The following is a 22948-nucleotide window of genomic DNA, read 5'->3' as shown; positions in this document are numbered from 1 at the left end:
ACGCACAAACCCCGGGCGGGGGAAGGTGATCCCGCCCAATATGAAAAAGCGTGACAAAACGGGGGGGCACATCCCCCCCGGACTCCACGGGCAGCGCCGCCATAATCGGCCGCATGCCTGTTTCTGAAATCGCCATCTGGTCGGCCATGCTCGGAGGTCTGTTGACGCTGGCGGCGCTGGCGCTGGGCGACGCACTGGGCAGCCGCAGCCGGGGCTCCATACGCAACCTGCTGTTCGTGGTGCTCACCGGCGCGAGCTGCGTGGTCATGACGGGTTTGCCCGAGGCCTTGTTTCCGTTTCTGCCCGGGCACCCGCTGATGGTGCTCAAGGCCAGCCTGGGGCCGCTGGCGGGTGGTGTGGCCCTGTATTACCTGGGCAGCTGGCTGGGCGGGGAGCGCGAAGACCCGCTGGTGCACCGCCTGACCGCCTGGGGCGGCGCTGCCGTGTTCCTGGCCGCGGTGGTGCTGGCGCTGCTGGCCAGCCAGGTGTCCAGCGACCAGTTCCGCCCGGTGCTGCTGGCGGCGGCGGTGGTCAACATGGTGCCGGTGTTGCTGGCGATGGTCGCGGTCATCCGGGCCACCCGGCGGGGCGACCCGCTGGCGCGCTGGATGTTGCTGGCGATCGTGTGCCTGGCGGCCATGGTGAGCGGCCTTTACCTGCGCGGCCTGGACGCACCGGGCCTGGGCTCGGGCTTCTGGTTGTTCACGGCCGTGATCACCATGGTGTATTTCCTCGCGGCCACGGTGCTGGGCATTTTGCGCAACCGGCACAACCGCAAACTGGCCCGCCTCTCACGCGTGCAACAGGGCGCCGACCCGGTCACCGGGCTCCACACCGGTTCGGCCCTGATCGCCGAGGTGGAACACGTGTTCTGGCGCACCGCCCGTCAGCAGGGCGAGTGCTCGGTGATCTGCGTGAACGTGAGCAACCTCTACGAGCTGACCGATTCGGCCGGGCCGGGTGTGGAACACCAGATCCTGGTGACGCTGGCGGCGCGCGTGCGCCGTGCCGCCGGTTTTCGCTGTGTGGTGGGTCAGTACCACCCGCGCTGTTTTGTGGTGGTGATGTTCACCGACAAACACGCCGCACCGCTGAACGAGACGCTGGCCCATCTGCGGTTCATGGTCGGTGAGTCGCTGTCGGTGGTGGATGAAAAACAGGTGCACCACACGTTCCAGCCGCGCCTGGGCATCGGGGTCGTCACGCACGCGCCCGCACACGCCAAGCCGATGGACATCCTCAACGAGGCCGAGCGCCTGGCGCTGGCGCAAATCGCCAACTGGTCCCGCCCTCAGGGACCCGATGCGACCACCGAGCACGAGATCGTGACCGCGCCGCAACCACTGCGCTGAGGCGCGCGGACAACTACTTTTTTTCGACCGGGTTCGCCGTCAGCCAGTTGGCCGGGTAGGCGCGCAGGAACTCGCGCGCCTTCTCGGGGTGGGCGGCGTTGAGCCAGGCGTCGTAGCCCCCTTCGTTCAACACCGCGGGCATGCGTTTTTCGCTGCCGGGCTGCTGGTAGCGGTGCATCAGGGCGTGGCTGTTGGCGTTGACGGTGAGCAGGGTGTAGCTGACGATGGTTTCGCCGCCGGCGCCGGTCCAGCTTTCCCACAGGCCCGCCACGCCCATGGGCTGACCGTCGACACGGCTGATGCGCGTGGGCACGGCCTTGCCGCTGCGAAAGTCGTCTTCAAAAAACGCCATCATCGGCACGATGCAACGCTGCCCGGCAAGCCAGGCTTCGCGCAGGTTGTTGGAGGTGGTCACGGTTTCCGAGCGCGCGTTGACCAGCTTGGGCGAACGCAGCTTGGCGTCCGACGCCGATTTCACCCAGCGCGGCACCAGGCCGAACTGGCCGACCACGAGCTCGCGCACCAGCGGGGGCGATGGCTGTGGTTCCTGCGGTTCCGCCGGTTCCACAGGTTCGGCCACAGCAGCGGCCGCCTTGCGGATGAACACCCCGGGCATGCGCGGCCAGAGTTCGTGCCCCACAGGAGAATCGGGGGCCTCGACATGGAAAACATCGGGAAAAAAGGAGGCGAGCCGCAGGCTCTCGGTATGAACGGTCATGCGGCCATGCTAGCCGACCACGCGCCGCACCACCCGCGGCGCACCACCGGTCCGATCGGTGGCATGCTCGGCGTGCCCGATCTTCCAACCAGCGCACCCGCCTCCCATGCTTCAGAACCCCCTTGTGCCACCAGCTCTGTCGACCCGCTCCCGCCGCTCCGTGGTGCGGGGGGCCGCGGGCGCCGTGGGGCTTCTGCTGTTGGGAAACTGGCGCCTGGCCTCAGGGGCCGGGGAAGCGGCGACCGAGGCGAACCTGCCCCAGGTGGCGCCGGTGCCGGGCGGCATCGTTCGCCTTTCGCTGGGGCCGTCGCAGGAGCGTCCCCGGGCCTGGGCGGGCGAGGTCCCTCTGCTGGTGCTGGGTGACCCGATCGAATGGTCTGCGCTGGTGGGCATCCCGCTGTCGGCCACGCCGGGCGAGGCGCGCATCGTGGTGCAGATCGACGGCCAGGCGCCGCGCGAACAGGCCTACACGGTGGTGCCCAAGCGCTACGCCGAGCAGCGCCTGACGGTCGAGCCGAAGACGGTGGACCTCTCACCCCAGGACCTGGCGCGTTTCGAGCGCGAGCGCGACCACCAGCAGACGGTGATCACCGCGTTCAGCGAACCGCTGCCGGCGAGCCTGCGCATGCGGGTGCCCACGCCAGGGCCGCGCTCCAGTTCCTTCGGGCTGCGGCGTGTGTTCAACGGCCAGTCGCGCAATCCGCACAGTGGCATGGACATCGCCGCACCCAGCGGCACCCCGGTGGTGGCGCCGCTGGCGGGCCGGGTGATCGACACCGGTGACTACTTCTTCAACGGCCAGACGGTCTGGCTCGACCACGGTGGCGGCCTGTTGAGCATGGTGTGCCACCTGAGCGCGATCGACGTGGCAACCGGCGATGTGCTGGACGCGGGCCAGCGCCTGGGCGCCGTGGGCGCCACCGGCCGTGTCACCGGGCCGCACCTGCATTGGGGCGTGATGCTCAACCGAGCCATGGTGGACCCGGCGCTGCTGCTCGCCGAATGACGGACCGCGCCCGACCATGCTGATCCGCTTCAACAAGCCCTACGGGGTGCTCAGCCAGTTCACGCCCGAGGGGCGCTGGCGCGGGCTCAAAGACTTCATCGACCGGCCCGGCGTGTACGTGGCCGGCCGGCTGGACGCCGACAGCGAAGGCCTGCTGCTGCTCACCGACGACGGCCAGGAACAGGCGCGCATCGCCGACCCGCGCCACAAGATGGAGAAAACCTACTGGGTGCAGGTGGAAGGTGTGCCCGACGAAGCCGCGCTGGCCGCCCTGCGCCGCGGCGTGACGCTCAACGACGGCCCCACCCTGCCGGCGCGCGCCCGCGCCATGCCGGAGCCGCCAGGGCTGTGGGAACGCGACCCGCCGATCCGTGTGCGCAAGGCGGTGCCCACGGCCTGGATCGAGCTGGTGATTCGCGAAGGCCGCAACCGCCAGGTGCGTCGCATGACGGCGGCGGTGGGTTTCCCCACGCTGCGCCTGATCCGCGCTGCCATCGGGCCCCACAACCTCGACGGACTGGCACCGGGCACCTGGCGCTGAATCGCCGGCCGGCGACCCGCCAGGAGCCCGGTCTGGCCAGAAACACCCGCGGTCAGGTACCCTGCACCACACCCCGGTATGTTCGACAGCGGACAGATCGCACCGGGTTGGCCCCCTACACTGGGGCCCGACGAAAAACCGCAAAGGACTGCCCATGCCCTCCCGCTGGCGACACACCGAACGCCACCGAACCGACCGCATCGGCTGGCTGCGCGCCGCCGTGCTCGGCGCCAACGACGGCATCGTCTCCACCGCCAGCCTGGTGCTGGGTGTGGCGGCGGCGAGCGCCGACCACAGCAGCATCCTGCTGACCGGGGTCGCCGGGCTGGTCGCGGGCGCCATGTCGATGGCCGCGGGAGAGTATGTGTCGGTGCATTCGCAGGCCGACACCGAGGGGGCCGACCTGGCCCGCGAGCAGGCCGAACTCGATGCCGACCCGGCCGCCGAACACCGTGAACTCAGCGCCATCTACGCCGGGCGCGGGCTGGACGCCGAACTGTCCCGGCAAGTGGCCACCCAGCTCATGGCACACGACGCACTGGGCGCCCATGCGCGCGACGAACTGGGCATTTCAGACACCCTGAGCGCGCGGCCGGTGCAGGCCGCGCTGGCCTCCGCCGCCAGCTTCGCAGCGGGTGCGGCACTGCCGCTGGCGGTGACGGCGCTGGTGCCCGGGCCGGGCCTGATCGGCTGGGTGGCCGCCACCTCGCTGCTGTTCCTTGCCCTGCTCGGCGCCCTGGCCGCACGCGCCGGCGGTGCCCGCATGGGCCTGGGCGCCTGGCGCGTGTGCTTCTGGGGGGCGCTGGCCATGGCCATCACGGCCGGTGTGGGCGCCCTGTTTGGCGCTGTGGTCTGAACCGCCTCTTCAGAAATACCGAACCAGCCATGAACCCCACCTCGCCACCACCCCCCCGCAACGCGACCGCCACGGTGGACCCGCTGTTCCTGGCCGCGCCGCGCGTGTCCACCTTCCTGCGCAGCTACGCGCTCACCAACGCCAGCGGTTTCTTCTTCCAGCGCGACGAGCGCCTCTACCTCGTCACCAGCCGCCATGTGGTGATCGACGAAGCCACCAGCCACCTGCCCGACCGGCTGGAGATCGAGGTGCACCTGGACGCCAGCAACCTCACCCGCTCGACCGGGTTTTCGATGCTGCTCTACAACCAGGGCGCGGCGGTGTGGCGCCAGGGCCGCGACGGCGGCAGCGAGATCGACGTCGCCGTGCTGGAGCTGGACCGCAGCCAGCTGCCGGCCGGCGCGATCATCCGCGCCTTCACCCCGGCCCACCTGCAGACTTCGTTTGCCAGCGTGCCGGTGGACGCCTCGCTGCTGGTGGTCGGTTTTCCGCTCGGCTTTCACGACGCCGTGCACCACCTGCCGGTGGTGCGCCAGGCGGCAATCGCTTCGCCCTATGGCATCCGCTTCCAGGGGCAGGGCTTCTTCCTGACCGACGCGCGCACCCACCGCGGCACCAGCGGCGCGGCGGTGGTGATGCGCGACACCGCGCCCACCCCCGAGACGGCCGAGTTGCCCTGGAAGCTGCTGGGCGTGCATTCGTCGCGCATGGACATGGGCAACCGCGACCGCGTGCTCGACGAGTCGCTGGGCCTGAACTGCGCCTGGTACGCCGACATCCTGCTGACCCTGACCACGCCCCGAACCACCAGCGACCCGGGCTGACCGCCGATCAGAGGTTCCCGAACGCCACCCTGCGGTACTGGCTGAATGCCAGTGCCTGGTGATAAATTGCCAGATTGCCCCGCCCCCCAGCAACCCCCATGGCCACCCTGCCGTTCAGTCCCGCCGCCGACCGCAACAAGCAACCGATTCTGGAAGCCTTGCGCGAGCTGCTGCCGGCCCGGGGCCGGGCGCTGGAGATCGCCTCGGGCACCGGACAACACGCCGCCTGGCTGGGCGCCGGCCTTCCCGGCTGGGAGTGGCAACCCACCGAAGCGAACAGCACCGCCCTGCCCACCATCGCGGCCTGGGTGCGGCAGGCCGGGGCCAGCAACGTGCGCCCGCCCTGTCTGCTCGACGTCATGGAGCCGCAGTGGCCGAGCGACGAAGAGACCCTGGCCAGCGCTTTCGCGCGGCCCTTTGACGCCATCTTCTGCGCCAACATGCTGCACATCTCGCCCTGGACCGCCTGCAAGGCGCTCATGCAGGGCGCACGCCGCCATCTCGCAGCCGACAGTGGCCTGCTGCTGATCTACGGCCCGTTCCTGGAACACGGTGTGCCCACCTCGCCGGGCAATCGGGACTTCGACGCCAGCCTGCGCACGCAGAACCCGGTCTGGGGCCTGCGCCAGCGCGAAGCGGTGGAAGAAGAAGCCACACGTTGCGGACTGCGCCTGCGCCAGCGGCTCGCCATGCCGGCGAACAACCTGCTGCTGGTGTTCGGGTTTCACTGACCCCGGTGCGTCCACCCGGCGGGCCGAAGCCCGGCCGGAACTTCGGGCCGCACGGGCCGCTCCCAAACAGGCCGTCTTTTGAAGCAGGCTCCGCATGCACCCACCGCACCCGCTTTCGCCAGCCCCGGTCGCACCGGACCGCCGCCGCTGGCTGGCCGCTTCGGCGCTCGCCGCTGGCCTGCCCGCCTGGGCCACACGCGCCGCGGCACAGCCCGCGCAAAGCCTCCTGACCCGCCCCATTCCCGCCAGCGGCGAAGCGCTGCCGGTGGTGGGGCTGGGCAGCTGGATCACCTTCAACGTGGGCAACGACCCGGTGGCGCGCGATGCGCGTGCCGAGGTGGTGCGCGCTTTTTTCGCCGAGGGCGGGCGCCTGATCGACAGCTCGCCCATGTACGGCTCCTCGCAACCGGTGATTGGCCATGCGCTGGCGAAACTGGGCCACCCGGCCACGCTGTTTTCTGCCGAAAAGGTGTGGGTGGGTGACGCGGCACGCGGGGCCGGGCAGATGGCCGCTTCGCGGGCGCACTGGGGCGTGCCGCGCTTCGACCTGATGCAGGTGCACAACCTGCTGGCCTGGGAGGAACACCTGCCGCGGCTGCAGGCGATGAAGGCCGCGGGGCAGCTTCGCTACGTCGGCATCAGCACCTCCGAAGGCCGCCGCCACGCCGAGCTGGAGCGCATCCTGCGCACGCAAGCGATCGACTTCGTGCAGCTCACCTACAACCTGCTGGACCGCGAGGCCGAGCGGCGCCTGTTGCCGCTGGCGCAGGAACGGCGCATCGCCGTGATCGTGAACCGGCCGTTCCGCCAGGGGGATCTGCTGGACCAGCTGCGCGGCCACCCGCTGCCGGGCTGGTCGCGCGAGATCGATTGCGACAGCTGGGCGCAGGTGGCGCTGAAATTCGTGGTGTCGCACCCGGCCGTCACCTGCGCCATTCCCGCCACCAGCCAGGTGGCCCATCTGCGGCAGAACATGGGCGCGGCGCGCGGACGCCTGCCCGACGCCACCCTGCGCGCGCGCATGGCGCGGGACGTGGCGGCGCTGTGAACACCCACGCGCTGCACGGCACAGCCACCCCGAGCCAGCCATGAGCGAATGGTGGACCTACCGACCGGCCGATCTGCTGATGTTCGCGCCGCGCACCTATTGGCGCCTGTTCGAGCTGCAGAATCAGGCGCTCTGGCCCATGCCGTTGCTGACCACGCTGGTCTTTCTGGCCGTGGGCCTCGGCCTGCTGCGGCGCAACGACACCGCGCTGCGGGCGGGCATCGCGGCGCTGGCGTTGTGCTGGGCGCTGGTGGCCTGGAGTTTTCACCTGCAGCGCTACGCGCCCATCAACCCGGTGGCCACGGTGTCGGCCGGCGTCTTCGCCGTGCAGGCGCTCGGTCTGCTCGCACTGGCGGGCTCCGGCGGTCTGCGCACCACGGCCCACCCCCTGCGCTGCGAGATCGGCCTCGGCTTGCTGGCCTGGGCGCTGCTGCTGTACCCGCTGCACGCACTGGTCGCGGGCCGTTCGCTGGTGCAGGCCGAGGTGTTTGGTTTTGCGCCCGACCCGACGGCGATCGGCAGCCTGGGTCTGCTGCTGTGCGCGGACGCGAAAGGACGCTTCGCGCGCGGGCTCCTGGGTGCGCTGCAGGGGGTGGCGGTCGCCTGGTGCGTCGTCAGCGCGGCCACTTTGTGGACCATGGCGTCACAACAGGGCTGGGTGCCCTTGATCGCCGCCGTGATCGCGCTGGCCGTGCGCTGGCACTGGCCCCACCCATGGGACCGGCGGCCAACGGGCATCGCCAGCCGCCGATGAAGGGCGCTGGCGTGCCGCGATCCGGTTATCTGGGTGCGGGCATCGGCGCTGGCATGGGGGCTTGCATCGGCGCTTGCATGGGGGCCTGCATTGGCGCCGGCGCCGGAACCACGGTCACCAGTTCCCGCAACACACCGCCGGCGGCCACGGAACCCGTTTCATTGCCTTCGCCCCGCGCCCTGCGCTCGCAGAGCATCTTGTCGTCGGGCGGCAGATCCTTGCAACGCTGGAGAGCGTTGCGGGCCAGCTCTTCGGGCGAGGTCCCGGTCGACCGACGGCCCTTCAGGGCTTCGGCGCGCACCGCACCGGCCTCGCGCAGGCAGGCCGTGCGTTCGTGCATCGATGCACTGTCGAGACAGGCGGCGCGGTCTTGCTGGTAGGCCGCATCGATCGCCGAGCGCGACTGCGCGGAAGCGCCAGGCGACAACATGAGCAGGGCAGCGGTGGCCAGCAGACCGCGGGTCATGGGATGGGACAAGAGGGACATACGGTCTCCTTTGGAACAGGGATGAAAGCGTGCGGTGGCGAGCCACCGCATCACCGGAACAAGGTAACGCCCGCGCGGCGTTCCGTCTGTGCACCAGCGCACAGTGCACGGCAAACGCCGAGCCGCCCGCAGCGGCGGTTCAGGAAGGCATGGCATGTGTGACTGGCGGCGCCTGGAACCCGAACACCTGCTGCAGCGATTTGTGTTCCGGCAACACGTAAATCACGGCATGCCGGCCCGAAAACATCGGGCGGATGTGCGCGTCGTAAAAGTCGGCCGGCACGTTGATGCAGCCGTACGAGATGCGCTTGTCGGCGACGGAGGGCGACGCGAGCCGCTCCAGCCGGCGCTCGGTGGGTTGGGTGGTGCGAACCCGGTGCATCGACACGGCGGCACCGTGATCGACCCACACCACGTCTTCGCCGGTGTGGTTGCGGCCTGACATGCCCAGGAAGCGACCCGCGGGCGTGGTGCGCTCCTCGGGCCTGACCTCGGCGATGGGCCGCGAGCCGATGCCCGGCACGGAGTCGTCGCCCGGCGCCGAGCCCAGCAAGACCGGCGTGGCATCGCGCAGGCGCGCCGCCGCGTCAAACACATAGAGCCGGGCCGCCTTCTTGTCGATGACGACAAACGGCTGGCCACGGTGGTCGCGGGTACCGGCCACCCAGTGGACCACCTGGCGGGTCTCGGTCGAGGCCCCGGTGGTGCCCAAGTCGGGCAGCAGGCCCGCGCTGACCGGAGCGGCCTGCAGCGAGACCCGGTGCGCCGGCGGCATCACCAGCGCCAGGATGGCGACGCCGGCCAGCACACCGCGCTGGATGTCCTCGATCAGGCTCGGGCGGACCGCGTCCGGCGGTCCGGGCGATGGGGTCTGCGCAGAGCTGCCCATGGTGGAACGGCGGGTCACGCCAGATCGAAACGGATCGACCTGGCGCGCCCTTCCCTCGGGTCAGTTGCGGTCGGCGCGGATCACCGGTTCGCTCATCTCGGCGGCGGGGGCCGCGGCGTCCGGTGCGGGTGTGGCGGCGGTGGTGTCCGCAGGCGTGGTCATGGGTGTTTGCGCCTCGGCGGCCGGTGCGGGTGCGGTCTGGGCGTAGGCCCAGCCCACGGCGCCCACAATGGCCAGGGCGGTCACCGATGAGGTGAGAAGTCTGGATGCGGTCATGACAGTTTCCTTCAGCGTTGCTGCACGTGGCAGGGGAATGGTGAAACCCGCCGGAAAAACCGGTTGGGTTCCGCTTGGAACCGGTCATGGGGGCGTGGTTCGCTCCGAACAAAGGTCGTTACGCGTGGTTCGTTTTGAACAACGGGACTTACATAAAAGTACACAGCCAGCGCGGTGCGAACCGCCCCTCGTCATCAATACTCGGGATGAAGGTCCGGTCTTGTTCCAGGCGCCCACCGCTGGACAACCGGAGGGGTCAAGAATGGCCGCATCACATCCCGAGGGCATCGCAGATGGCACAAACCGCACGCATTGTTGGAAAGGTCGAGTACCGCGAAGGCGACGGCCCGAACATCGCCATCCGCCCTGGACCGGTGGAGGTGGTTCAGGGGCTGAACGACGTCACGCTGAGCTGGGTCGATGAAGAGACCCACGGCGTGGCGGCGATGCCCCTGGCCGATTTCAAGCGCTACGTGGCCGAAGGCCAGATCCGCCTGGACGCCTGACCCGGGTCATTGCGCCTCTGCGACCCGCCGGGTTGCCCGCGAGGTCGCTTCGGTCGCCTGAGCACGCCGCAGGAACCCACGGTTGACGGGGCTGTGCGGCCGCAGCGCCAGGCGTTCGTGGGCCAGGGCTTCGGCCATGCCGGTCTGGCCCGCGCGCAGGGCGGACTCGGTCAGCGTCCAGTCGATGATGTCGCGTTGCGCGTGGCTGCCGCCGAAGCGGTTGGCGATGTGCCGCGCGCGGTAGAGGTGTTGCACCGCGCGCTCGTGCTCGCCGCGCCAGTGGGCGACAAAACCTTCGATCAGGTCGTGCCCGGTGTCGGCCGCCCAGCGCGAGACCTCGCTGCTGCCGTCGGCGCTGCGCATGGCGTCGCGCAGGCGCCGCACATCGTGTGCGCGGTCGGCGCCCAGGTAGGCCATCACCGCGTGCCAGTCGTTGAACGGGTAGAGGCGGCCGTCGGCGTGTGCGTCCCAGGTCTGCGCCAGCTCGGTCCAGCGCCCGCCCACGTCCACCCCCGCGAGCTGCAGGCGCCACAGCAGGGCCGAGGCGTCCACCAGGTCCAGCACCACGGCGCTGGGCGTCTGGCGCACGGTGCCGTCGTAGAGCGCGAGCACGGCGTCCGTCTGGCCCAGTTCCAGGTGGCAGAGCGCGCCGTGCCAGGCGTTGTGCACCTTGAAGAAGTTGTCATCGCCCGCCCAGTAGGGCTGGCGCGCGGTCATCCAGCCGATGCCGTCCTGCGCGCGGCCCTGCATTTCCATCACGTGCGCCACCGCGTGGTGCGCCCAGCAGTCCAGCGGCTGCGCATCGAGCGCCTCGCGCCCCACCGCTTCAGCGCGTGCGTAGTCGCCACATTCTTCGAGGCCGAACGCGTACATGCCCAACACGATGGCGTGGCCCGGCATGTCGGCCGACCAGTGCGGCAGCACGCGCGCGATGCGGTCGCGCAGGTTGCGCGCGCTGGCGCGGTAGAAGTCGATCAGGTGCCCGGCCTGCAGCGCCACGATGTCATAAGGGTGCTGCACGTTGTGCCGGTCCATGGCCAGGGCGGCCTCGGTCCATTCGCCCTGCAGCACGCGCTGGATCACCGCGACGTGCGAGGCTTCGCGTTCGTTCATCGGCAGTTGCCGGAGCGTCTGCATCGCTTCCTGCGCCATGGCGACGGCACCGGGCTCGGTGGCCAGCGCCAGCAGGTGGGCCTGGAGGATGTGCGCCATGGCAAACCGCGGCGCGGCAGCGGTGGCCTGCGCCAGGCGGGCCATGGGGTCGCCGCGGTAGAGCTGGAAGGCCGTGACGGCCTGTTCGTAGAAGGTCAAGGCTTCGGTGGTGGCGCCGCTCAACGCGTGGCCCTGGGTGTCGGTGATCATGAAGAGGCTCCTGGTGTGTCTCACTGTTTGCCGGCCCTCATGGCAACGGGCTGCTGGCCGGTGTTGCGCCTGCGGGGCCGGTGGAGGTACTCTAGAAGTTCGCCGGCGCGCGGACAATGTCCAGGGCGCCGGCATTTGTCGCCGAAACGCCGCCATGCTGGAACCGCGCCCCGCCGATCCCCTGACCGACATCCTGCGCGCCATGCGCCTGACCGGTGGCGTGTTTCTGGAAGCGGCCTTCACCGCGCCGTGGTGCGTGGTGTCCCGGGTGTCGCCCGAGGACTGCGCGGGCTACCTGCCACTGCCGCGCCACATCATTGCCTACCATTTCGTGTGCGAGGGCGAGCTCTCGGTGGGTGTGGACGGGGCAGCGCCGGTCACCGCGCGCCGCGGCGAGATCGTGATCCTGCCGCGCAACGACCACCACCTGCTCGGCAGCGATCTGGACATGGCGCCGATCGATGTGAACGACCTGTTCGAACCCGGCGACGCCAGCCGGCCCGGGCGCCTGGTCTATGGCACGACCGCCACCGCGGACACGCGCTTCTTCTGCGGCTTCCTGTCGCACAACCAGCCGGACGACCCGCTCATCAGCGCCCTGCCCCGCGTGCTCAAGTCGCGGATGGAGGACGCGGCCGCGAGCGACTGGGTCGAGAGTTCGTTGCGCTTCGCCTCGCGCCGGCCAACGCCGGACGAGAAGCTGTCGCCGGCCGTGCTCGGCAAGCTGGCCGAGCTGCTGTTCATCGAGGCGGTGCGCCAGTACCTGCAGGACGACCCCGCCACCACCGGCAGCGGCTGGATCGCCGGGCTGCGCGACCCCCGCGTGGGCCGCGCCCTGGCCCTGCTGCACGGCCAGCGGGACCGCGCCTGGACCACCGAAGACCTGGCGCGCGAGGTGGGGCTGTCGCGCTCGGCCTTTGCCGAACGCTTCACCGGTCTGGTGGGCGATCCGCCCATGCGCTACCTGGGCAAGTGGCGCCTGCAGCACGCGGCGCGGCGCCTGCTGGAAACCACCGAGCCCATCGCGCGCATCGCCGGGGAAGCGGGCTACGAGTCCGAGCCGGCGTTCCACCGCGCCTTCAAGCGCGAACACCGGATGACGCCCGCCAGTTGGCGGAAACAACACGCGATGGCCGGCGACGCCTGAACCGGCTGCACGCCAACACGGCGGGCTCGTTCAGCGGTCCAGGGCGTCGAGCTGGCTGGCGATCTCGCCCATCTCAGGTCGCGCGGCCGGGTCGGTGTGCAGGCAGGCGGTGGCGAGACCGGCCAGACGGTCCAGCGTCGGCGATGCCGTGGCGCCAGCGCCCTGCGCATGGGCCACCAGTTCCTCCAGCAGGCAGCCGAAAGCGCGCACGTCCAGCGCCAGCAGGGCGCGGCGCAGCGCGGGCTGGTCGTCGGGCAGCAGCGTCGCACCGCCGAGATCGCTGAGCATGGCGTCGCCGCTGACCGGGTTCCAGAGGATGTTATGGGCGTAGAAATCGCCGTGCATCACGCCGCGCTGGTGCAGGTGGGTCAGCGCGCTGGCCATGGTGCGGGCCACACGCAGCGCGGCGCCGGCGGGCAGGGTGAAGCCGGGCGCGTACACGTCGCGTGTGCAGCTGTCGAAGCTGGGCGGGCCGGCGAGGTTCACCAGCTCGGGCGGCAGCAGCGGCAGCAACATGCCGCGCGCACCTTCGGGGTGCTCGCCCAGCTCGGCGCTGGGCGTGCACAACGCCGGGTGTTGCCCTGCGGCCTGGCAGGCGGCGAGTTCGTGTTCGGGCAGGCCGTCGCTGGTGACCGCTCCCTTGAACAGCTTGAGCGCCAGCGCTTCGCCCGCTGCGTCTTCGAGGTGCACTCGGTGAATGTGGCCGGAAGCGCCCTCGCCCAACCGCTCGGCCATGCGCAGCCGGCCCCAGGCGATGCGGGGCAGCGGCGCGGGTGCCGCGCGGTGCCAACCCAGCGGGTTGCCCGCCAGGGCGAGCCAGGCCAGGCGCGGCAGTCCGGTGAGCCAGCCGGGCAGCGTGCTGAAGCGGTTGGCCGACAGGCGCAGCAGCTCCAGCCGCTGCGCGTTGGCCAGCCCCGGCGGCAGTGCGTCGAGGCGGTTGCCCGCGAGCATGAGCTTCTGCAGCGCCGGGCGCTGGCCCAGTTCGGCGGGCAGCTGTTCGATGGCGTTGTCGGTCAGGATGAGCCAGCGCAGCTTGGTCGGCAGCGCCGCAGCGGGCACGTGCTGAATGCGGTTGGCCTTGAAGCCGACCATCTCCAGCGCCGCGCAGTCGCCCAGCGATGCGGGCAGGTGGGTGAAATGGTTGCTGGAGCAGAAAACGATCTTCAGCCGGTGCAGGCGTCCCAGGTCGGGCGGCAGTTCGCGCAGGCGGTTGCCGGTGAGGTTGAGAATTTCCAGCGTGTCGGCCAGGCCGAACACCTCGGGGGGCAGTTCGGTCAGGCCGCAGCTCAGGTCGAGCCGGCGCGTGCCGGCGAGCGCGCCGCTGCGCAGTTGTTCCAGGGTGTGCATGCAGGTGGACGGTGTAGGACCGCCCGGGTGGGCCGGGCGAAACGCCTGATTATCGAAGCCGGGCGGTCTCAGCGCGCGTTGGCGTTCTCAGGGCGGGTCGGCGTCGGGCTGGTAGACCAGCAGCTCGCCGGGCTGGCACTGCAGGTACTCGCAGATCTTCTCCAGCGTATCGAAGCGCACGCCCTTGACCTTGCCCTGCTTGAGCAGGGACATGTTGGCTTCGGTGATGCCGACGAATTCGGCCAGGTCTTTAGACTTGACCTTGCGCCGCGCGAGCATGACGTCGAGTTGAACCACGATGGCCATCAGACGAAGCCCTCGTTTTCCTCGGCCAGCGCCTGCCCCTGGCCGATGACCGCCGCCATGAGCCACACCAGGCCGGCGAAGAAGAAGGTGAACAGGTGGTTGGAGCCGATGCCCAGCGCGAGGTGGCGCATGCCCGGCGGGTTGTGCAGCGTGAGCAGCACCGAGGTGGCGGCGGACGCGACGATGGCGGCCAGCGCGGCCGCGGCCACCCAGCCCGCGAAACGGCGCAGCAGGTCGGTGGCCTGCTCGGTGAACACCTGGCCCTGCGCAAACTGCTCAAAGCAGCGCTTGGCCTGCCACAGGCCCACGAGCAGCAGGGCCAGCGGCAGCCCCATGACCCCCGCGCCCACCAGCCGCTGCCAGGGCTGCAGGGGCGCACCGATGGCCGAAGCGGGCAGGTTGGCGTGGCTGGCCAGCTGCTCGCCGCCGGCCACGGCCCAGTACCCCACCAGCGCCGCCGGCAGCAGAAGGATCAGGGCCCAGCAGGCCCAGACCATGAGCCGGCTGGTGCGGCGGACATGTCGCAGCGGGTCGGCCGGGTGGAGGGTGCGGTGGTTGCGGTGGGTGGGATGCATGCTGGACTCTCTTGACATGAGGAGATGGGTCGAATGAATGGAGTGATTGTTGATTGACAATAAATTATTGTTTTACGACAATTTATTCTCGTTCAACAAACTCTGTCAAGCCCCATGAAGCGATTTTTCACCTGTCTGGTCCTGTCGGCGGCGCTGGCCGGCTGCGGCGGCATTCCCCTGCGTTCCCTGCCCCGCCTGGTGCAGTTGTCCGAGTCCTTGCTGGAGGCCAACCCGGCCGAGTTCATGGTGGCGCTGCAGGTGGACGCGCGGCTGGTGCCGCCGCCGGGCGCCGTGCCCCTGCTGGTCGTGAAGATCACACCGCGCGAGCCCGGCGCGTTTGAACCCGTCGACAAAAAACTCCCGCTGCAGCTGGCCGTGGCGTCGAGCGCCACGCTGGGTCTGAAGGCACCACCGGCCGGGCGGCGCTGGCTGCTCTACAGCATGCCCCCGGCCACGCAGGCCGAGCTGCGGCGCGTGCAGGCCCTCGTGCGGCAGGCGCAGGCCGCACCCGACAAGAAACGCGGCGGCAGCCTGGGCGTGGGGGTGGAGCAGGACTCGCTGGCGGTCACCGACCCGGCGCTGTCCCGCACCCGCTGGGACACCTGGCTGCGGGTGCGCCAGAGCGAGGGCTTTTTCGAGGTCTGGTCCGGCACGCCCGAGCAACTGCGCCAGGCGGCGCAGAAGCGCTGAGCCTCGGCCGACACCCCCGCGACGTGCACCGGGATGGCCTGAAACGGGCCGCGCGCAACGCCACCGGGGTCTTGCCGCCGGCGTCCGACGCGCCGCAAAGCGCCACGGATAATCGGCGCCCATGGATTCCACTCTTTCCCTCTTCCCCCTGGGCTGGCAGCACTACCTGCTGGGCGGCCTTTTCATTGGCGCTGGCGTGGCGCTGCTGTTCGTGTTCACCGGCCTCGTGGGCGGCATGAGCTCGGTGTTTTCCTCCACCTGGTCTTACCTGCTGCGCCAGCCCTACTTCCAGCAGGCGCGCTACACCGGCTCGCGCGGCTGGCGTCTGGTCTACGCGGCCGGGCTGGTGCTCGGTGCGCTGGTGTGGTGGCTGGGCTTTTCCGACGGCACGCCACTCACCACCGAAGTCCCGGTGTGGGCCCTGCTGGTGGGCGGCTTTCTGGTGGGCTATGGCGCGCGGCTGGGCAACGGCTGCACCTCGGGCCACGGCATCTGCGGCCTGGGCTCGCTGCAATGGCCTTCTCTGCTGGCGGTGCTGACCTTCATGGCCACGGCCTTCATCACGGCCAACCTCGCTGCGGGGTGGATGGCATGAGCACAGCACAGAAGATGACGCTGGGCCAGTTCCTCGCCGTGCTCGCGGGTGGCGCGCTGTTCGGCTTTGGCCTGGCGCTTTCCACCATGGTGCGGCCCGAGGTGGTGCTGAGCTTCCTGCGTTTCCAGGACTTCGGACTGATGCTGGTCATGGGCGGCGCGGTGGCGGTGACGCTGCTGGCCTACCTGCTGTTGCCCCGCCTGCTGGGGCAGCCCCTGCTGGGCGGCTATTTCCACCAGCATGTGGCGCACTGGAACCGCGACACGCTGGTCGGCTCGGCGCTGTTTGGCGTCGGTTGGGGTCTGTGCGGCGTGTGCCCCGGACCGGCCATCGCGGGCCTGGGCACCGGCAACTGGAGCCTGCTGTGGGCGCTGGCCGGCATCGCCCTCGGCGCGCTGGTGCAGGGCCTGCGGGCGAAAGCCTGACCTGCTCACCCCGCGGCGCGGAACCAAAGCATGGCCGCGCAGCTCCACCTGTCCCCAACCCATCGCATTCAGCCACCATGCTCAGAACCCTGAAAGACCTGTTCGATGCCTTCACCGCCCCACCGGCCGGCCAGTCGCCCGCCGATGAGGCGCACGCCCTGCAGCTGGCCACGGCGGTGCTGCTGGTCGAGGTGATGCGGGCCGATCCGGCCATCAACGACGCGGAACGGGACGCGGTGCTGCTCGCGCTGCGCGGCAAGTTCTCGCTCCGCGACGACGAGCTGGAGCGCCTGCTGGAGCTGGCCCATGAAACCGCCCACACCGCCTACGACTACCAGCGCTTCACCAGCCTGCTCAACGAGCGCTTCACGCAGGCGCAGAAGATTCAGGTGGTCGAGGCGATGTGGCAGGTTGCGTACGCCGACGACCACCTGGACGCACACGAAAACCACGTCATCAGCAAGGTGGCCGGTCTGCTGCACGTGACACACGGCGAATACATCGCGGCCAAGATGCGCGCCCGGGAAGCGGCCCAGCCGGCGCCCTGAGGCGGCCAGGCGAACAACTGGCTACCCGGCTTTGCATGTTGAGCGTCGCGCCTTTACCCGGGCGACACAAGCGGCTGTCAGGATTCGCTCACCCCAACCCACCGGAGTTATCCATGACATCCAGAACCCTCATCAGTGCCCTTGTGGCCGCCACGCTCGGCCTCGGCTCGCTGTCGGCCTTTGCCCAGTCGAACGACCGGCGCACCGACAGGCACACCGATGTGCGCGTCGTCGTGCAACCGGTCCAGCACGTCGAGCGGCGCGACGACCGCCGCGATGACCGCTTTGAACGCAGGGAGGACCGCCGTGATGACCGATTCGACCGCCGCAACGACCGTCGCAATGACCGCTTCGACCGCCGGGACGACCGCCGCGATGCACGCAACGACCGGGACTTCCGGCACCACCGCTACTACAACGCGCGCAGCCCCGAGTTCCGCCGCGGTCACTACATCCCCTATGAGTACCGCCATCGCCAGTACTACGTGGTGGACCACCGTGGACACCGCCTGGCACCACCCCCGCGGGGTCACCAGTGGGTGCAGGTGGGCTCCGACTACGTGCTGATCGCGATCACGACCGGCCTGATCGCCAACATCATCCTGAACCACTGACACCCGCCTGGGCATCGGGGGCCACGCCCCCGGTGTCCGATGTCTGCGATGATGGCGGCCTCGCCGGGCCACACCTCGCCAAAACCATGATCTTCAGACACCTCTCTCTCGCCGTTCTGGCCTCGTCCACGCTGCTGCTCGCGGCGTGCTCCAAAGAAGAGGCCGCTGCGCCGGCCGTGTCCACCGTGGCGCCGGCCCAGGCCTACGACGCGGTCGCCGCCAGCGCCAAGGGCTTCACCGTGGGCGCGCTGATGGGCGCCAACCCGGTCTACGTGCTCTTCGACCCACAGTGCCCGCATTGCAGCCAGCTCTGGAAAGCCAGCCAGCCGCTCAACACCAAGGTGAAGTTCATCTGGGTGCCGGTGGCCATCATCGGTCCCAAGAGCCTGCCGCAAGGTGCCGCACTCATGCAGTCCAGCGACCCCGTGCAGGCCATGAGCGCCCACGAAGCATCGCTGCTCGCCGGACAAGGCGGCATGTCGGCTTCGGCGAATGTGCCCGCCGACGTGGAGGCAGCGATCAAGTCCAACACGCAGTTGCTCGACAGCCTGGGCGCCGACTCGGTGCCCTTCATCGTGGCCAAGAACGCGCGCAACGGTCAGGTGGTGACCAAGGCCGGCGCGATGGCCACGCCAGCGCTGGCAGAACTGCTCGGCGTGTCGGCCCCCTGATGCGGCCGCCCGGTCTGCCAGCAGGGGCGCTGGTCGCTTAACATTGGCGTCTACCCGCCGCGCACAGCGGTCACCAACGGAGATCCCCATGGGCAAAGAACAACGCAACGAAAAGCTGTCGAAAAAACCGAAGAAGGACACATCGGCGCCCAAAGGCCCGTCCACTTCGGACCGCCCGACGCCACCCGTCACGGCCGTGTTGCCGCGCGGCAAAGAGAAGAACAAGTGACCCGGGCTTTCGCATGAAAGCCACCTGGAACGGCGTCGTCGTGGCCGAAAGCGACGACACGGTGATCGAGGAAGGCAACCACTACTTCCCCGAAAGCGCCCTCAACCGCGCCTACGTCACCTTCAGCAACCACCGCACCAGTTGTCCCTGGAAGGGCCAGGCGAGCTATTACTCGCTGCTGGTCAATGGCGAACTCAACGCCGACGCCGCCTGGTACTACCCGGACCCGAAACCCGAAGCGGAACACATCCGCGGCCGCGTGGCGTTCTGGAAGGGCGTGAAGGTCGAAGCCTGACGGGACCCTGTCACCTGCGCCCTGCAGCGCCAGGGGTTCTAGCCGGCCTTGAACCGGGGCCAGCGCTGCAGCAAGGCGCTCAGGGCTTCGCGATGGACCGGTTTTCTCAGATGGCCCAGCGTGTTCAGGCCGTGCGCGCGTGCCAGCCGTTCGGCCGTGTCGATCACCCGCGGATCGGGCCCCACCACCAGGGCCAGGGCGCCGGCATAGTGGATGTGCGCCAGGTGGCCGATCAGTTCAACACCGTCCATGTGGGGCATGTTGAGGTCGATCAGCAACAACACCGGCGTGGTATCGACCAGGTCCAGGCGCTCCAGCAAACTGCCGCCTTCGGTGAAGCGCTCGCTCCCGTGCACGCCCAGCGCCTGCAGCTGCTGCTGCAAGGCGTCGAGCTGCACAGGATCGTCGTCCACACAGATCACCCGCCCCACCGGATCGCCACCGCCGGTTTGCAGATGGCGGAAATGCCGGTGCACCGCATCCACCGCTTCACCCAGCCCGGGCATCAGGCGGTGAACGGCTGCACCGTCGTTGTCGCGCCCGGCGGTCTCCATGCCCTCGAACTGCTGGCCCACGCCCAGCGCCCCCACCGCTCGCGATGACGACTTCAGGCGGTGGGCGGTCATGCCCACGGCGCGCCAGTCTTCCGCGGCGACGGCGTGGGCGATTTCGGCCATGGCGGCGTCCAGGCTGCCGAGGTAGCGCTGGCGCAGTTCCAGCTGCACATCGGCTTCCGGTCCGACCAGGCGCTCCAGCGCCTGGTCATCAAACGCCGGCCTGTCGGTGCCGGGTGGCGGCGCTGCAAACCCGTTGGGCGTCGAAGCGGGCGGCGGCGGTGCGGCACTGGGCGCCGAGGTCTGTGTCAGCCAGTAGCGCAGCGTGTCCTGCAGCAGTGTCAGGGGCACGGGCTTGCTCAGGTAGCCGTCCATGCCCGCGGCCAGATACCGCCCGTCTTCGCTGCCCATCTGGTTGGCGGTGAGGGCGATCACGGGCAGGCGCCGGCCCGGGGCTTCCTCGCGGCGGATCGCGGCGGTGAGATCAAACCCGTTGAGCAGGGGCATGTGCAGGTCGGTGAGCAGCAGGCCGTAGCGCGCCGGGTCGGCGCGCCAGCACGCCAGCGCCTCTTCGCCATCGCCCACCTGCTCCGAGGCCAGGCCCATCAGGTCGAGCTGATGACCGATCACCTTGCGGTTGATCAGGTTGTCTTCGGCGACCAGGATGACGCGGCCCTGTGCCACCGCGAGACCACGGTCGACGGCGTCGTGGCTGGGCACGAAGGCGGCTTGCTCGGGCTCGGACAACAGGTCGGGCAACTCGCGCCCCGTGGCCAGCAGCACCGCGCGCAACAGCTGCATGCAGCGCAGCCCTTCGCCATCGAGCTCCACGCGCCCGGGCCCGAGTGTGCGCAGCTCGGTCTGCATGCCGCGGCACACCTCCACGCGGGGCAGGAGGGTGACCAGTGCACCGTCGGTCTCGGCACCCGGCGCCATCAGCCCGCGGTCCAGGATCCACACCACGTTCTCGCCGGCGTTCACCGCCGGCCCGGGCAGCGTGTCGTGGACCGTGGCCGTGCCGCCCGCGGCCACCACGTAGGTGGCCCAGTCGCTGGCCCGCTCGGGGTCATCGAGCCAGAGATGACAGTGCAGGCCGTTCAGTTCGGTGCGCCGGTGCGCGCCGGGCACACCGGTCAGGGGCAGGTCGACGCAGAAGACCGCGCCCGCCCCGGGCTCGCTTTGCACACCGATCGAGCCGCCCATGGCGTCCACCAGCCGCTGGCAGATGACGAGCCCCAGACCGGTGCCGCCGTAGGTGCGTGTGGTGGCGGCTTCGCCCTGCACAAACGGTTGGAAAATGCGCCGCTGCACCTCCTCGGACATGCCGATGCCGTTGTCCGACACCACCAGACGAACACCCCCGCCGGGGGCCGGCAGCGCGCGCAGGGAGACGCGGCCGGGGCGGCCGAGGTCGGCAGAAAACTTGATCGCGTTGCCCACCAGGTTGAGAACGATCTGGCGGATGCGGGCAGCGTCGCCCAGCACCTGCGGGGGCAACGCCGGGTCGACGAAGGCGTGCAGCCGCACGTCGCGCGCCGACGCCATCGGGCTGAGCACATCGCTGGCTTTCTCCACCAGGCTGCGCAGCACCACCGGCACACACTCCAGCTCCAGGCGACCGGCTTCGATTTTGGAGAAATCCAGGATGTCGTCGATCAGGGTCAGCAACACGAAGGCGGACTCGCGCAGCGTGTCGGTGAGGTCCTTCTGGTGCGGTGTGAGGCCGGTTTCGCGCAACACGTCGGCCAGCCCGATCACGCCGTTCATGGGCGTGCGGATCTCGTGGCTCATGGTGGCCAGGAACGCGCTCTTGGCCGCGCTCGCCATCTCGGCGGAGCGGCGCGCGCGTTCCAGCTCGCCGGTGCGCTGTTCCACCAGTTCTTCGAGGTGGTTGCGGTAGCGCTCCAGATCCTCGGACATGCGCCGCTTCTCGGTGATGTCTTCTTTCACCGCGAGGTAGTTGGTGATGCGCCCGTCGGGACCGCGCACCGGTGAGATCACCGCGTATTCGATGTAGTGGCTGCCGTCCTTGCGCCGGTTGCTGAGGAAACCGCGCCAAGGCTGGCCGGCCTGCAGGCGGGCCCAGAGTTTGCGGTAGCGGCTACGGGGTGTCATGCCCGACTGCAGCAGCCGCGAGTTGCGGCCCAGCAGCTCTTCACGCGAGTAGCCCGAGGAGCGTGTCGCGGCCTCGTTGACGTATTCGATGTTGGCGGCCAGATCGGTGATGACGATGGACTCCGAAGCCTGCTCGGCCGCCATCGACAGCTTGCGCAGCCAGCCTTCGTCCTCGCGGCGGCGGCTGATGTCGCGCAAGACCCGCATCTGGTTCCCGTCGTCCAGCGCTGTGATCACCTCTTCAAAACAGCGCATCTCGCCATCGGGGTGCCAGTAGTCCCGCTCGGTGCCCTGCGCGCCATTGACCCGTTGAAACGAATCGCCGTCGGGGGACGACCCACCGGGCGCGCCGACAAACAGGCGCTTGATGGACCGGTTGCTCAGCTCGGCCGCGCTGCGCCCGAGCAGCCGCTCGGCCTGCGGATTGACATCGAGAATGCGCTCCTCTGAATCGACGATCAGGACGCCGAAAGGCAATTGTTTGAAGACCTGGTTGCGCGCCTGCCTGGCCACCTGCCGTTCGGTGACGTCAAACATCACGCCGTTGACGATCATGCCCGGGCCGTTGGCCGGCATCTCGACGCGGACCACGTCCTCGATGTGCCGCCACCCGCCGGACGCATGGCGCAGCCGGTAACGCAGCGCAAAAGGCTCGCCCGCCTCCAGGCCTTCCGCCTGTTCGTCGAGCACGCGTTCGCGGTCATCGGGGTGCAGGGCACGCAACCAGGCATCGGGCTGCTCCAGCCACTGCTCGGGGGTGTAGCCCAGGTCGCGGATGCGTGGGCTCACATAGGGTGTCGAAGGGGCACCGTCGAGCACATCGCGGTAGACGATGCCGGGCAGGTGTTCCGCCAGTTGCCGGAACGCCGCCTCGCGCTGCAGCAGTTGCTCCTGCTGGCTCTGGCTCGCGAGCCAGTGTTCGATGGCCTGCGCCATGTCGAGCATCAGCCCCCGTTCTTCGGCGTCCAGCGTGCGCGGTTGCCGGTCCATGACGCACAGGACCCCGACCTTGCGACCGCCGTGCCGGATCGGCGCACCCGCAAAAAACACCAGACCCAGGGCACCCGTGACGCTGGCGTCGGATGCAAAGCGCGCATCGAGCCGGATGTCGGGCAAAACCAGCACGTCGTGGTCGGGCACGGCGTGGGTGTAGGCCGGCAACCCGACGTCGGACCCACCGTGTTCGATCCCATGGCCGGCCTTGAACCACTGGCGATCCTCATCCACCAGGCTGACCAGTGCCATCGGGCTGCGCAGCGCGTGCGCAGCGACGCGAACGATGTCGTTCAGCGACTGGTCCTGCGTCGTGCGCAGCACACCCCGCGTGCGCATGAACGACAGCTGGGACAACTCGGCGACGGGCAACAAGGTGGTCACGGTACGGAAAGAGATCGGTGGGCATCCGCGCGGCGGACGGCATCGCCGCCGGAAACCATCACGAAGCGTGATGGTGTGCCATGAATATGCGATGAAAATCCCTGCCTGGA

General features: G+C 69.6%; 27 protein-coding genes. 18 read left to right on the top strand and 9 right to left on the bottom strand.

The genetic code is table 11. The annotated features are described in order from the left end of the window. Positions 1 to 113: 113 nt before the first annotated feature. On the top strand, positions 114 to 1352 hold the full coding sequence (locus F3K02_RS11250) for a GGDEF domain-containing protein (RefSeq protein WP_177135692.1): 1239 nt from the start codon (positions 114 to 116) through the stop codon (positions 1350 to 1352). Between the two features lie 13 nt (positions 1353 to 1365). Here the strand turns inward: F3K02_RS11250 and F3K02_RS11245 are convergent, their stop codons facing one another. Further along, positions 1366 to 2070: an SOS response-associated peptidase gene (locus F3K02_RS11245; RefSeq protein ID WP_177135691.1), complete on the bottom strand. Its 705-nt coding sequence runs from the start codon at positions 2068 to 2070 to the stop codon at positions 1366 to 1368. A 106-nt stretch (positions 2071 to 2176) separates the two neighbouring features. Between F3K02_RS11245 and F3K02_RS11240 the strand changes: the two genes are divergently transcribed. The 7 genes from F3K02_RS11240 (at position 2177) to F3K02_RS11210 (ending at position 7830) form a co-directional block, all read left to right on the top strand. Continuing rightward, positions 2177 to 3076, top strand: coding sequence for a M23 family metallopeptidase (locus tag F3K02_RS11240; RefSeq protein ID WP_177135690.1), 900 nt, complete (start codon positions 2177 to 2179; stop codon positions 3074 to 3076). A 16-nt stretch (positions 3077 to 3092) separates the two neighbouring features. Continuing rightward, entirely contained in the window at positions 3093 to 3617 is a 525-nt protein-coding gene (locus F3K02_RS11235) for a pseudouridine synthase (protein WP_177135689.1), read from the top strand. 154 nt (positions 3618 to 3771) lie between these two features. Beyond that, on the top strand, positions 3772 to 4473 hold the full coding sequence (locus tag F3K02_RS11230) for a VIT1/CCC1 transporter family protein (RefSeq protein WP_177135688.1): 702 nt from the start codon (positions 3772 to 3774) through the stop codon (positions 4471 to 4473). A 29-nt stretch (positions 4474 to 4502) separates the two neighbouring features. Continuing rightward, the gene (locus F3K02_RS11225) at positions 4503 to 5297 is read left to right on the top strand and encodes a S1 family peptidase (RefSeq protein ID WP_177135687.1); all 795 of its coding nucleotides are present in this window, start codon (positions 4503 to 4505) and stop codon (positions 5295 to 5297) included. Between the two features lie 98 nt (positions 5298 to 5395). Continuing rightward, entirely contained in the window at positions 5396 to 6028 is a 633-nt protein-coding gene (locus tag F3K02_RS11220; protein ID WP_177135686.1) for a DUF938 domain-containing protein, read from the top strand. Between the two features lie 94 nt (positions 6029 to 6122). Further along, complete coding sequence (locus F3K02_RS11215) at positions 6123 to 7076, top strand: aldo/keto reductase (protein WP_177135685.1); 954 nt, start codon at positions 6123 to 6125, stop codon at positions 7074 to 7076. Between the two features lie 40 nt (positions 7077 to 7116). After that, a complete protein-coding gene (locus F3K02_RS11210) occupies positions 7117 to 7830 on the top strand; it encodes a DUF6064 family protein (protein WP_177135684.1) in 714 nt (237 codons plus the stop codon). A 25-nt stretch (positions 7831 to 7855) separates the two neighbouring features. On the opposite strand, the gene F3K02_RS11205 is transcribed toward F3K02_RS11210, so the two are convergent. The 3 genes from F3K02_RS11205 to F3K02_RS11195 all read right to left on the bottom strand — a co-directional run bounded on the left by F3K02_RS11205 (position 7856) and on the right by F3K02_RS11195 (position 9482). Beyond that, positions 7856 to 8317 carry a hypothetical protein gene (locus tag F3K02_RS11205; protein ID WP_177135683.1) on the bottom strand — a complete coding sequence of 154 codons (462 nt, stop codon included), beginning with the start codon at positions 8315 to 8317 and terminating at the stop codon, positions 7856 to 7858. A gap of 139 nt (positions 8318 to 8456) precedes the next feature. Further along, entirely contained in the window at positions 8457 to 9224 is a 768-nt protein-coding gene (locus F3K02_RS11200; RefSeq protein ID WP_177135682.1) for a hypothetical protein, read from the bottom strand. Between the two features lie 42 nt (positions 9225 to 9266). Then, entirely contained in the window at positions 9267 to 9482 is a 216-nt protein-coding gene (locus F3K02_RS11195; RefSeq protein WP_177135681.1) for a hypothetical protein, read from the bottom strand. A gap of 293 nt (positions 9483 to 9775) precedes the next feature. On the opposite strand from F3K02_RS11195, the gene F3K02_RS11190 reads away from it, so the two are divergent. Beyond that, positions 9776 to 9988: a hypothetical protein gene (locus tag F3K02_RS11190; protein WP_177135680.1), complete on the top strand. Its 213-nt coding sequence runs from the start codon at positions 9776 to 9778 to the stop codon at positions 9986 to 9988. 6 nt (positions 9989 to 9994) lie between these two features. Here F3K02_RS11190 and F3K02_RS11185 read toward each other — a convergent pair whose 3' ends face one another. Beyond that, positions 9995 to 11350, bottom strand: a complete 1356-nt coding sequence (locus F3K02_RS11185; RefSeq protein ID WP_177135679.1) for a tetratricopeptide repeat protein — start codon at positions 11348 to 11350, stop codon at positions 9995 to 9997. A gap of 154 nt (positions 11351 to 11504) precedes the next feature. Between F3K02_RS11185 and F3K02_RS11180 the strand changes: the two genes are divergently transcribed. Beyond that, a complete protein-coding gene (locus F3K02_RS11180) occupies positions 11505 to 12497 on the top strand; it encodes an AraC family transcriptional regulator (protein ID WP_177135678.1) in 993 nt (330 codons plus the stop codon). A 30-nt stretch (positions 12498 to 12527) separates the two neighbouring features. On the opposite strand, the gene F3K02_RS11175 is transcribed toward F3K02_RS11180, so the two are convergent. From F3K02_RS11175 to F3K02_RS11165, 3 genes are all read right to left on the bottom strand, one after another. Continuing rightward, complete coding sequence (locus F3K02_RS11175) at positions 12528 to 13844, bottom strand: leucine-rich repeat-containing protein kinase family protein (RefSeq protein ID WP_177135677.1); 1317 nt, start codon at positions 13842 to 13844, stop codon at positions 12528 to 12530. A gap of 87 nt (positions 13845 to 13931) precedes the next feature. Beyond that, positions 13932 to 14150 carry a helix-turn-helix domain-containing protein gene (locus F3K02_RS11170; RefSeq protein ID WP_177135676.1) on the bottom strand — a complete coding sequence of 73 codons (219 nt, stop codon included), beginning with the start codon at positions 14148 to 14150 and terminating at the stop codon, positions 13932 to 13934. Continuing rightward, complete coding sequence (locus F3K02_RS11165; RefSeq protein WP_068174042.1) at positions 14150 to 14725, bottom strand: DUF2975 domain-containing protein; 576 nt, start codon at positions 14723 to 14725, stop codon at positions 14150 to 14152. Before F3K02_RS11165 ends, F3K02_RS11170 begins: the two co-directional genes overlap by 1 nt. A 114-nt stretch (positions 14726 to 14839) precedes the next feature. Between F3K02_RS11165 and F3K02_RS11160 the strand changes: the two genes are divergently transcribed. The 8 genes from F3K02_RS11160 (at position 14840) to F3K02_RS11125 (ending at position 18792) form a co-directional block, all read left to right on the top strand. Next, complete coding sequence (locus F3K02_RS11160; RefSeq protein WP_177135675.1) at positions 14840 to 15415, top strand: hypothetical protein; 576 nt, start codon at positions 14840 to 14842, stop codon at positions 15413 to 15415. A gap of 121 nt (positions 15416 to 15536) precedes the next feature. Continuing rightward, entirely contained in the window at positions 15537 to 16010 is a 474-nt protein-coding gene (locus tag F3K02_RS11155; RefSeq protein ID WP_177135674.1) for a YeeE/YedE family protein, read from the top strand. Beyond that, entirely contained in the window at positions 16007 to 16435 is a 429-nt protein-coding gene (locus tag F3K02_RS11150; protein ID WP_177135673.1) for a DUF6691 family protein, read from the top strand. Before F3K02_RS11155 ends, F3K02_RS11150 begins: the two co-directional genes overlap by 4 nt. Positions 16436 to 16512: 77 nt before the next feature. Continuing rightward, a complete protein-coding gene (locus F3K02_RS11145) occupies positions 16513 to 16983 on the top strand; it encodes a tellurite resistance TerB family protein (protein ID WP_177135672.1) in 471 nt (156 codons plus the stop codon). A 113-nt stretch (positions 16984 to 17096) separates the two neighbouring features. Beyond that, positions 17097 to 17597, top strand: coding sequence for an RcnB family protein (locus F3K02_RS11140; protein WP_177135671.1), 501 nt, complete (start codon positions 17097 to 17099; stop codon positions 17595 to 17597). 86 nt (positions 17598 to 17683) lie between these two features. Then, on the top strand, positions 17684 to 18268 hold the full coding sequence (locus F3K02_RS11135; protein ID WP_177135670.1) for a thioredoxin fold domain-containing protein: 585 nt from the start codon (positions 17684 to 17686) through the stop codon (positions 18266 to 18268). An 88-nt stretch (positions 18269 to 18356) separates the two neighbouring features. Further along, positions 18357 to 18497 (top strand): hypothetical protein, encoded by a 141-nt coding sequence (locus F3K02_RS11130; RefSeq protein WP_177135669.1) that lies wholly within the window; start codon positions 18357 to 18359, stop codon positions 18495 to 18497. A 13-nt stretch (positions 18498 to 18510) separates the two neighbouring features. Further along, complete coding sequence (locus F3K02_RS11125; protein WP_177135668.1) at positions 18511 to 18792, top strand: DUF427 domain-containing protein; 282 nt, start codon at positions 18511 to 18513, stop codon at positions 18790 to 18792. A gap of 38 nt (positions 18793 to 18830) precedes the next feature. On the opposite strand, the gene F3K02_RS11120 is transcribed toward F3K02_RS11125, so the two are convergent. Continuing rightward, entirely contained in the window at positions 18831 to 22838 is a 4008-nt protein-coding gene (locus tag F3K02_RS11120; protein WP_177135667.1) for a PAS domain S-box protein, read from the bottom strand. Between the last annotated feature and the right edge of the window lie 110 nt (positions 22839 to 22948).

Origin of the sequence: Hydrogenophaga aromaticivorans (assembly GCF_013387465.1) — a bacterium.
In the GTDB taxonomy this organism is placed as follows: Bacteria; Pseudomonadota; Gammaproteobacteria; order Burkholderiales; family Burkholderiaceae_C; genus Hydrogenophaga; species Hydrogenophaga aromaticivorans.
This window is presented reverse-complemented; position numbering and strand designations above follow the sequence as displayed.

Coding starts and splice junctions, on each gene's coding strand:
- F3K02_RS11250 (WP_177135692.1), top strand. CDS start 114: ATGCCTGTTTCTGAAATCGCCATCTGGTCGGCCATGCTCGGAGGTCTG.
- F3K02_RS11245 (WP_177135691.1), bottom strand. CDS start 2,070: ATGACCGTTCATACCGAGAGCCTGCGGCTCGCCTCCTTTTTTCCCGAT.
- F3K02_RS11240 (WP_177135690.1), top strand. CDS start 2,177: ATGCTTCAGAACCCCCTTGTGCCACCAGCTCTGTCGACCCGCTCCCGC.
- F3K02_RS11235 (WP_177135689.1), top strand. CDS start 3,093: ATGCTGATCCGCTTCAACAAGCCCTACGGGGTGCTCAGCCAGTTCACG.
- F3K02_RS11230 (WP_177135688.1), top strand. CDS start 3,772: ATGCCCTCCCGCTGGCGACACACCGAACGCCACCGAACCGACCGCATC.
- F3K02_RS11225 (WP_177135687.1), top strand. CDS start 4,503: ATGAACCCCACCTCGCCACCACCCCCCCGCAACGCGACCGCCACGGTG.
- F3K02_RS11220 (WP_177135686.1), top strand. CDS start 5,396: ATGGCCACCCTGCCGTTCAGTCCCGCCGCCGACCGCAACAAGCAACCG.
- F3K02_RS11215 (WP_177135685.1), top strand. CDS start 6,123: ATGCACCCACCGCACCCGCTTTCGCCAGCCCCGGTCGCACCGGACCGC.
- F3K02_RS11210 (WP_177135684.1), top strand. CDS start 7,117: ATGAGCGAATGGTGGACCTACCGACCGGCCGATCTGCTGATGTTCGCG.
- F3K02_RS11205 (WP_177135683.1), bottom strand. CDS start 8,317: ATGTCCCTCTTGTCCCATCCCATGACCCGCGGTCTGCTGGCCACCGCT.
- F3K02_RS11195 (WP_177135681.1), bottom strand. CDS start 9,482: ATGACCGCATCCAGACTTCTCACCTCATCGGTGACCGCCCTGGCCATT.
- F3K02_RS11190 (WP_177135680.1), top strand. CDS start 9,776: ATGGCACAAACCGCACGCATTGTTGGAAAGGTCGAGTACCGCGAAGGC.
- F3K02_RS11185 (WP_177135679.1), bottom strand. CDS start 11,350: ATGATCACCGACACCCAGGGCCACGCGTTGAGCGGCGCCACCACCGAA.
- F3K02_RS11180 (WP_177135678.1), top strand. CDS start 11,505: ATGCTGGAACCGCGCCCCGCCGATCCCCTGACCGACATCCTGCGCGCC.
- F3K02_RS11175 (WP_177135677.1), bottom strand. CDS start 13,844: ATGCACACCCTGGAACAACTGCGCAGCGGCGCGCTCGCCGGCACGCGC.
- F3K02_RS11170 (WP_177135676.1), bottom strand. CDS start 14,150: ATGGCCATCGTGGTTCAACTCGACGTCATGCTCGCGCGGCGCAAGGTC.
- F3K02_RS11165 (WP_068174042.1), bottom strand. CDS start 14,725: ATGCATCCCACCCACCGCAACCACCGCACCCTCCACCCGGCCGACCCG.
- F3K02_RS11160 (WP_177135675.1), top strand. CDS start 14,840: ATGAAGCGATTTTTCACCTGTCTGGTCCTGTCGGCGGCGCTGGCCGGC.
- F3K02_RS11155 (WP_177135674.1), top strand. CDS start 15,537: ATGGATTCCACTCTTTCCCTCTTCCCCCTGGGCTGGCAGCACTACCTG.
- F3K02_RS11150 (WP_177135673.1), top strand. CDS start 16,007: ATGAGCACAGCACAGAAGATGACGCTGGGCCAGTTCCTCGCCGTGCTC.
- F3K02_RS11145 (WP_177135672.1), top strand. CDS start 16,513: ATGCTCAGAACCCTGAAAGACCTGTTCGATGCCTTCACCGCCCCACCG.
- F3K02_RS11140 (WP_177135671.1), top strand. CDS start 17,097: ATGACATCCAGAACCCTCATCAGTGCCCTTGTGGCCGCCACGCTCGGC.
- F3K02_RS11135 (WP_177135670.1), top strand. CDS start 17,684: ATGATCTTCAGACACCTCTCTCTCGCCGTTCTGGCCTCGTCCACGCTG.
- F3K02_RS11130 (WP_177135669.1), top strand. CDS start 18,357: ATGGGCAAAGAACAACGCAACGAAAAGCTGTCGAAAAAACCGAAGAAG.
- F3K02_RS11125 (WP_177135668.1), top strand. CDS start 18,511: ATGAAAGCCACCTGGAACGGCGTCGTCGTGGCCGAAAGCGACGACACG.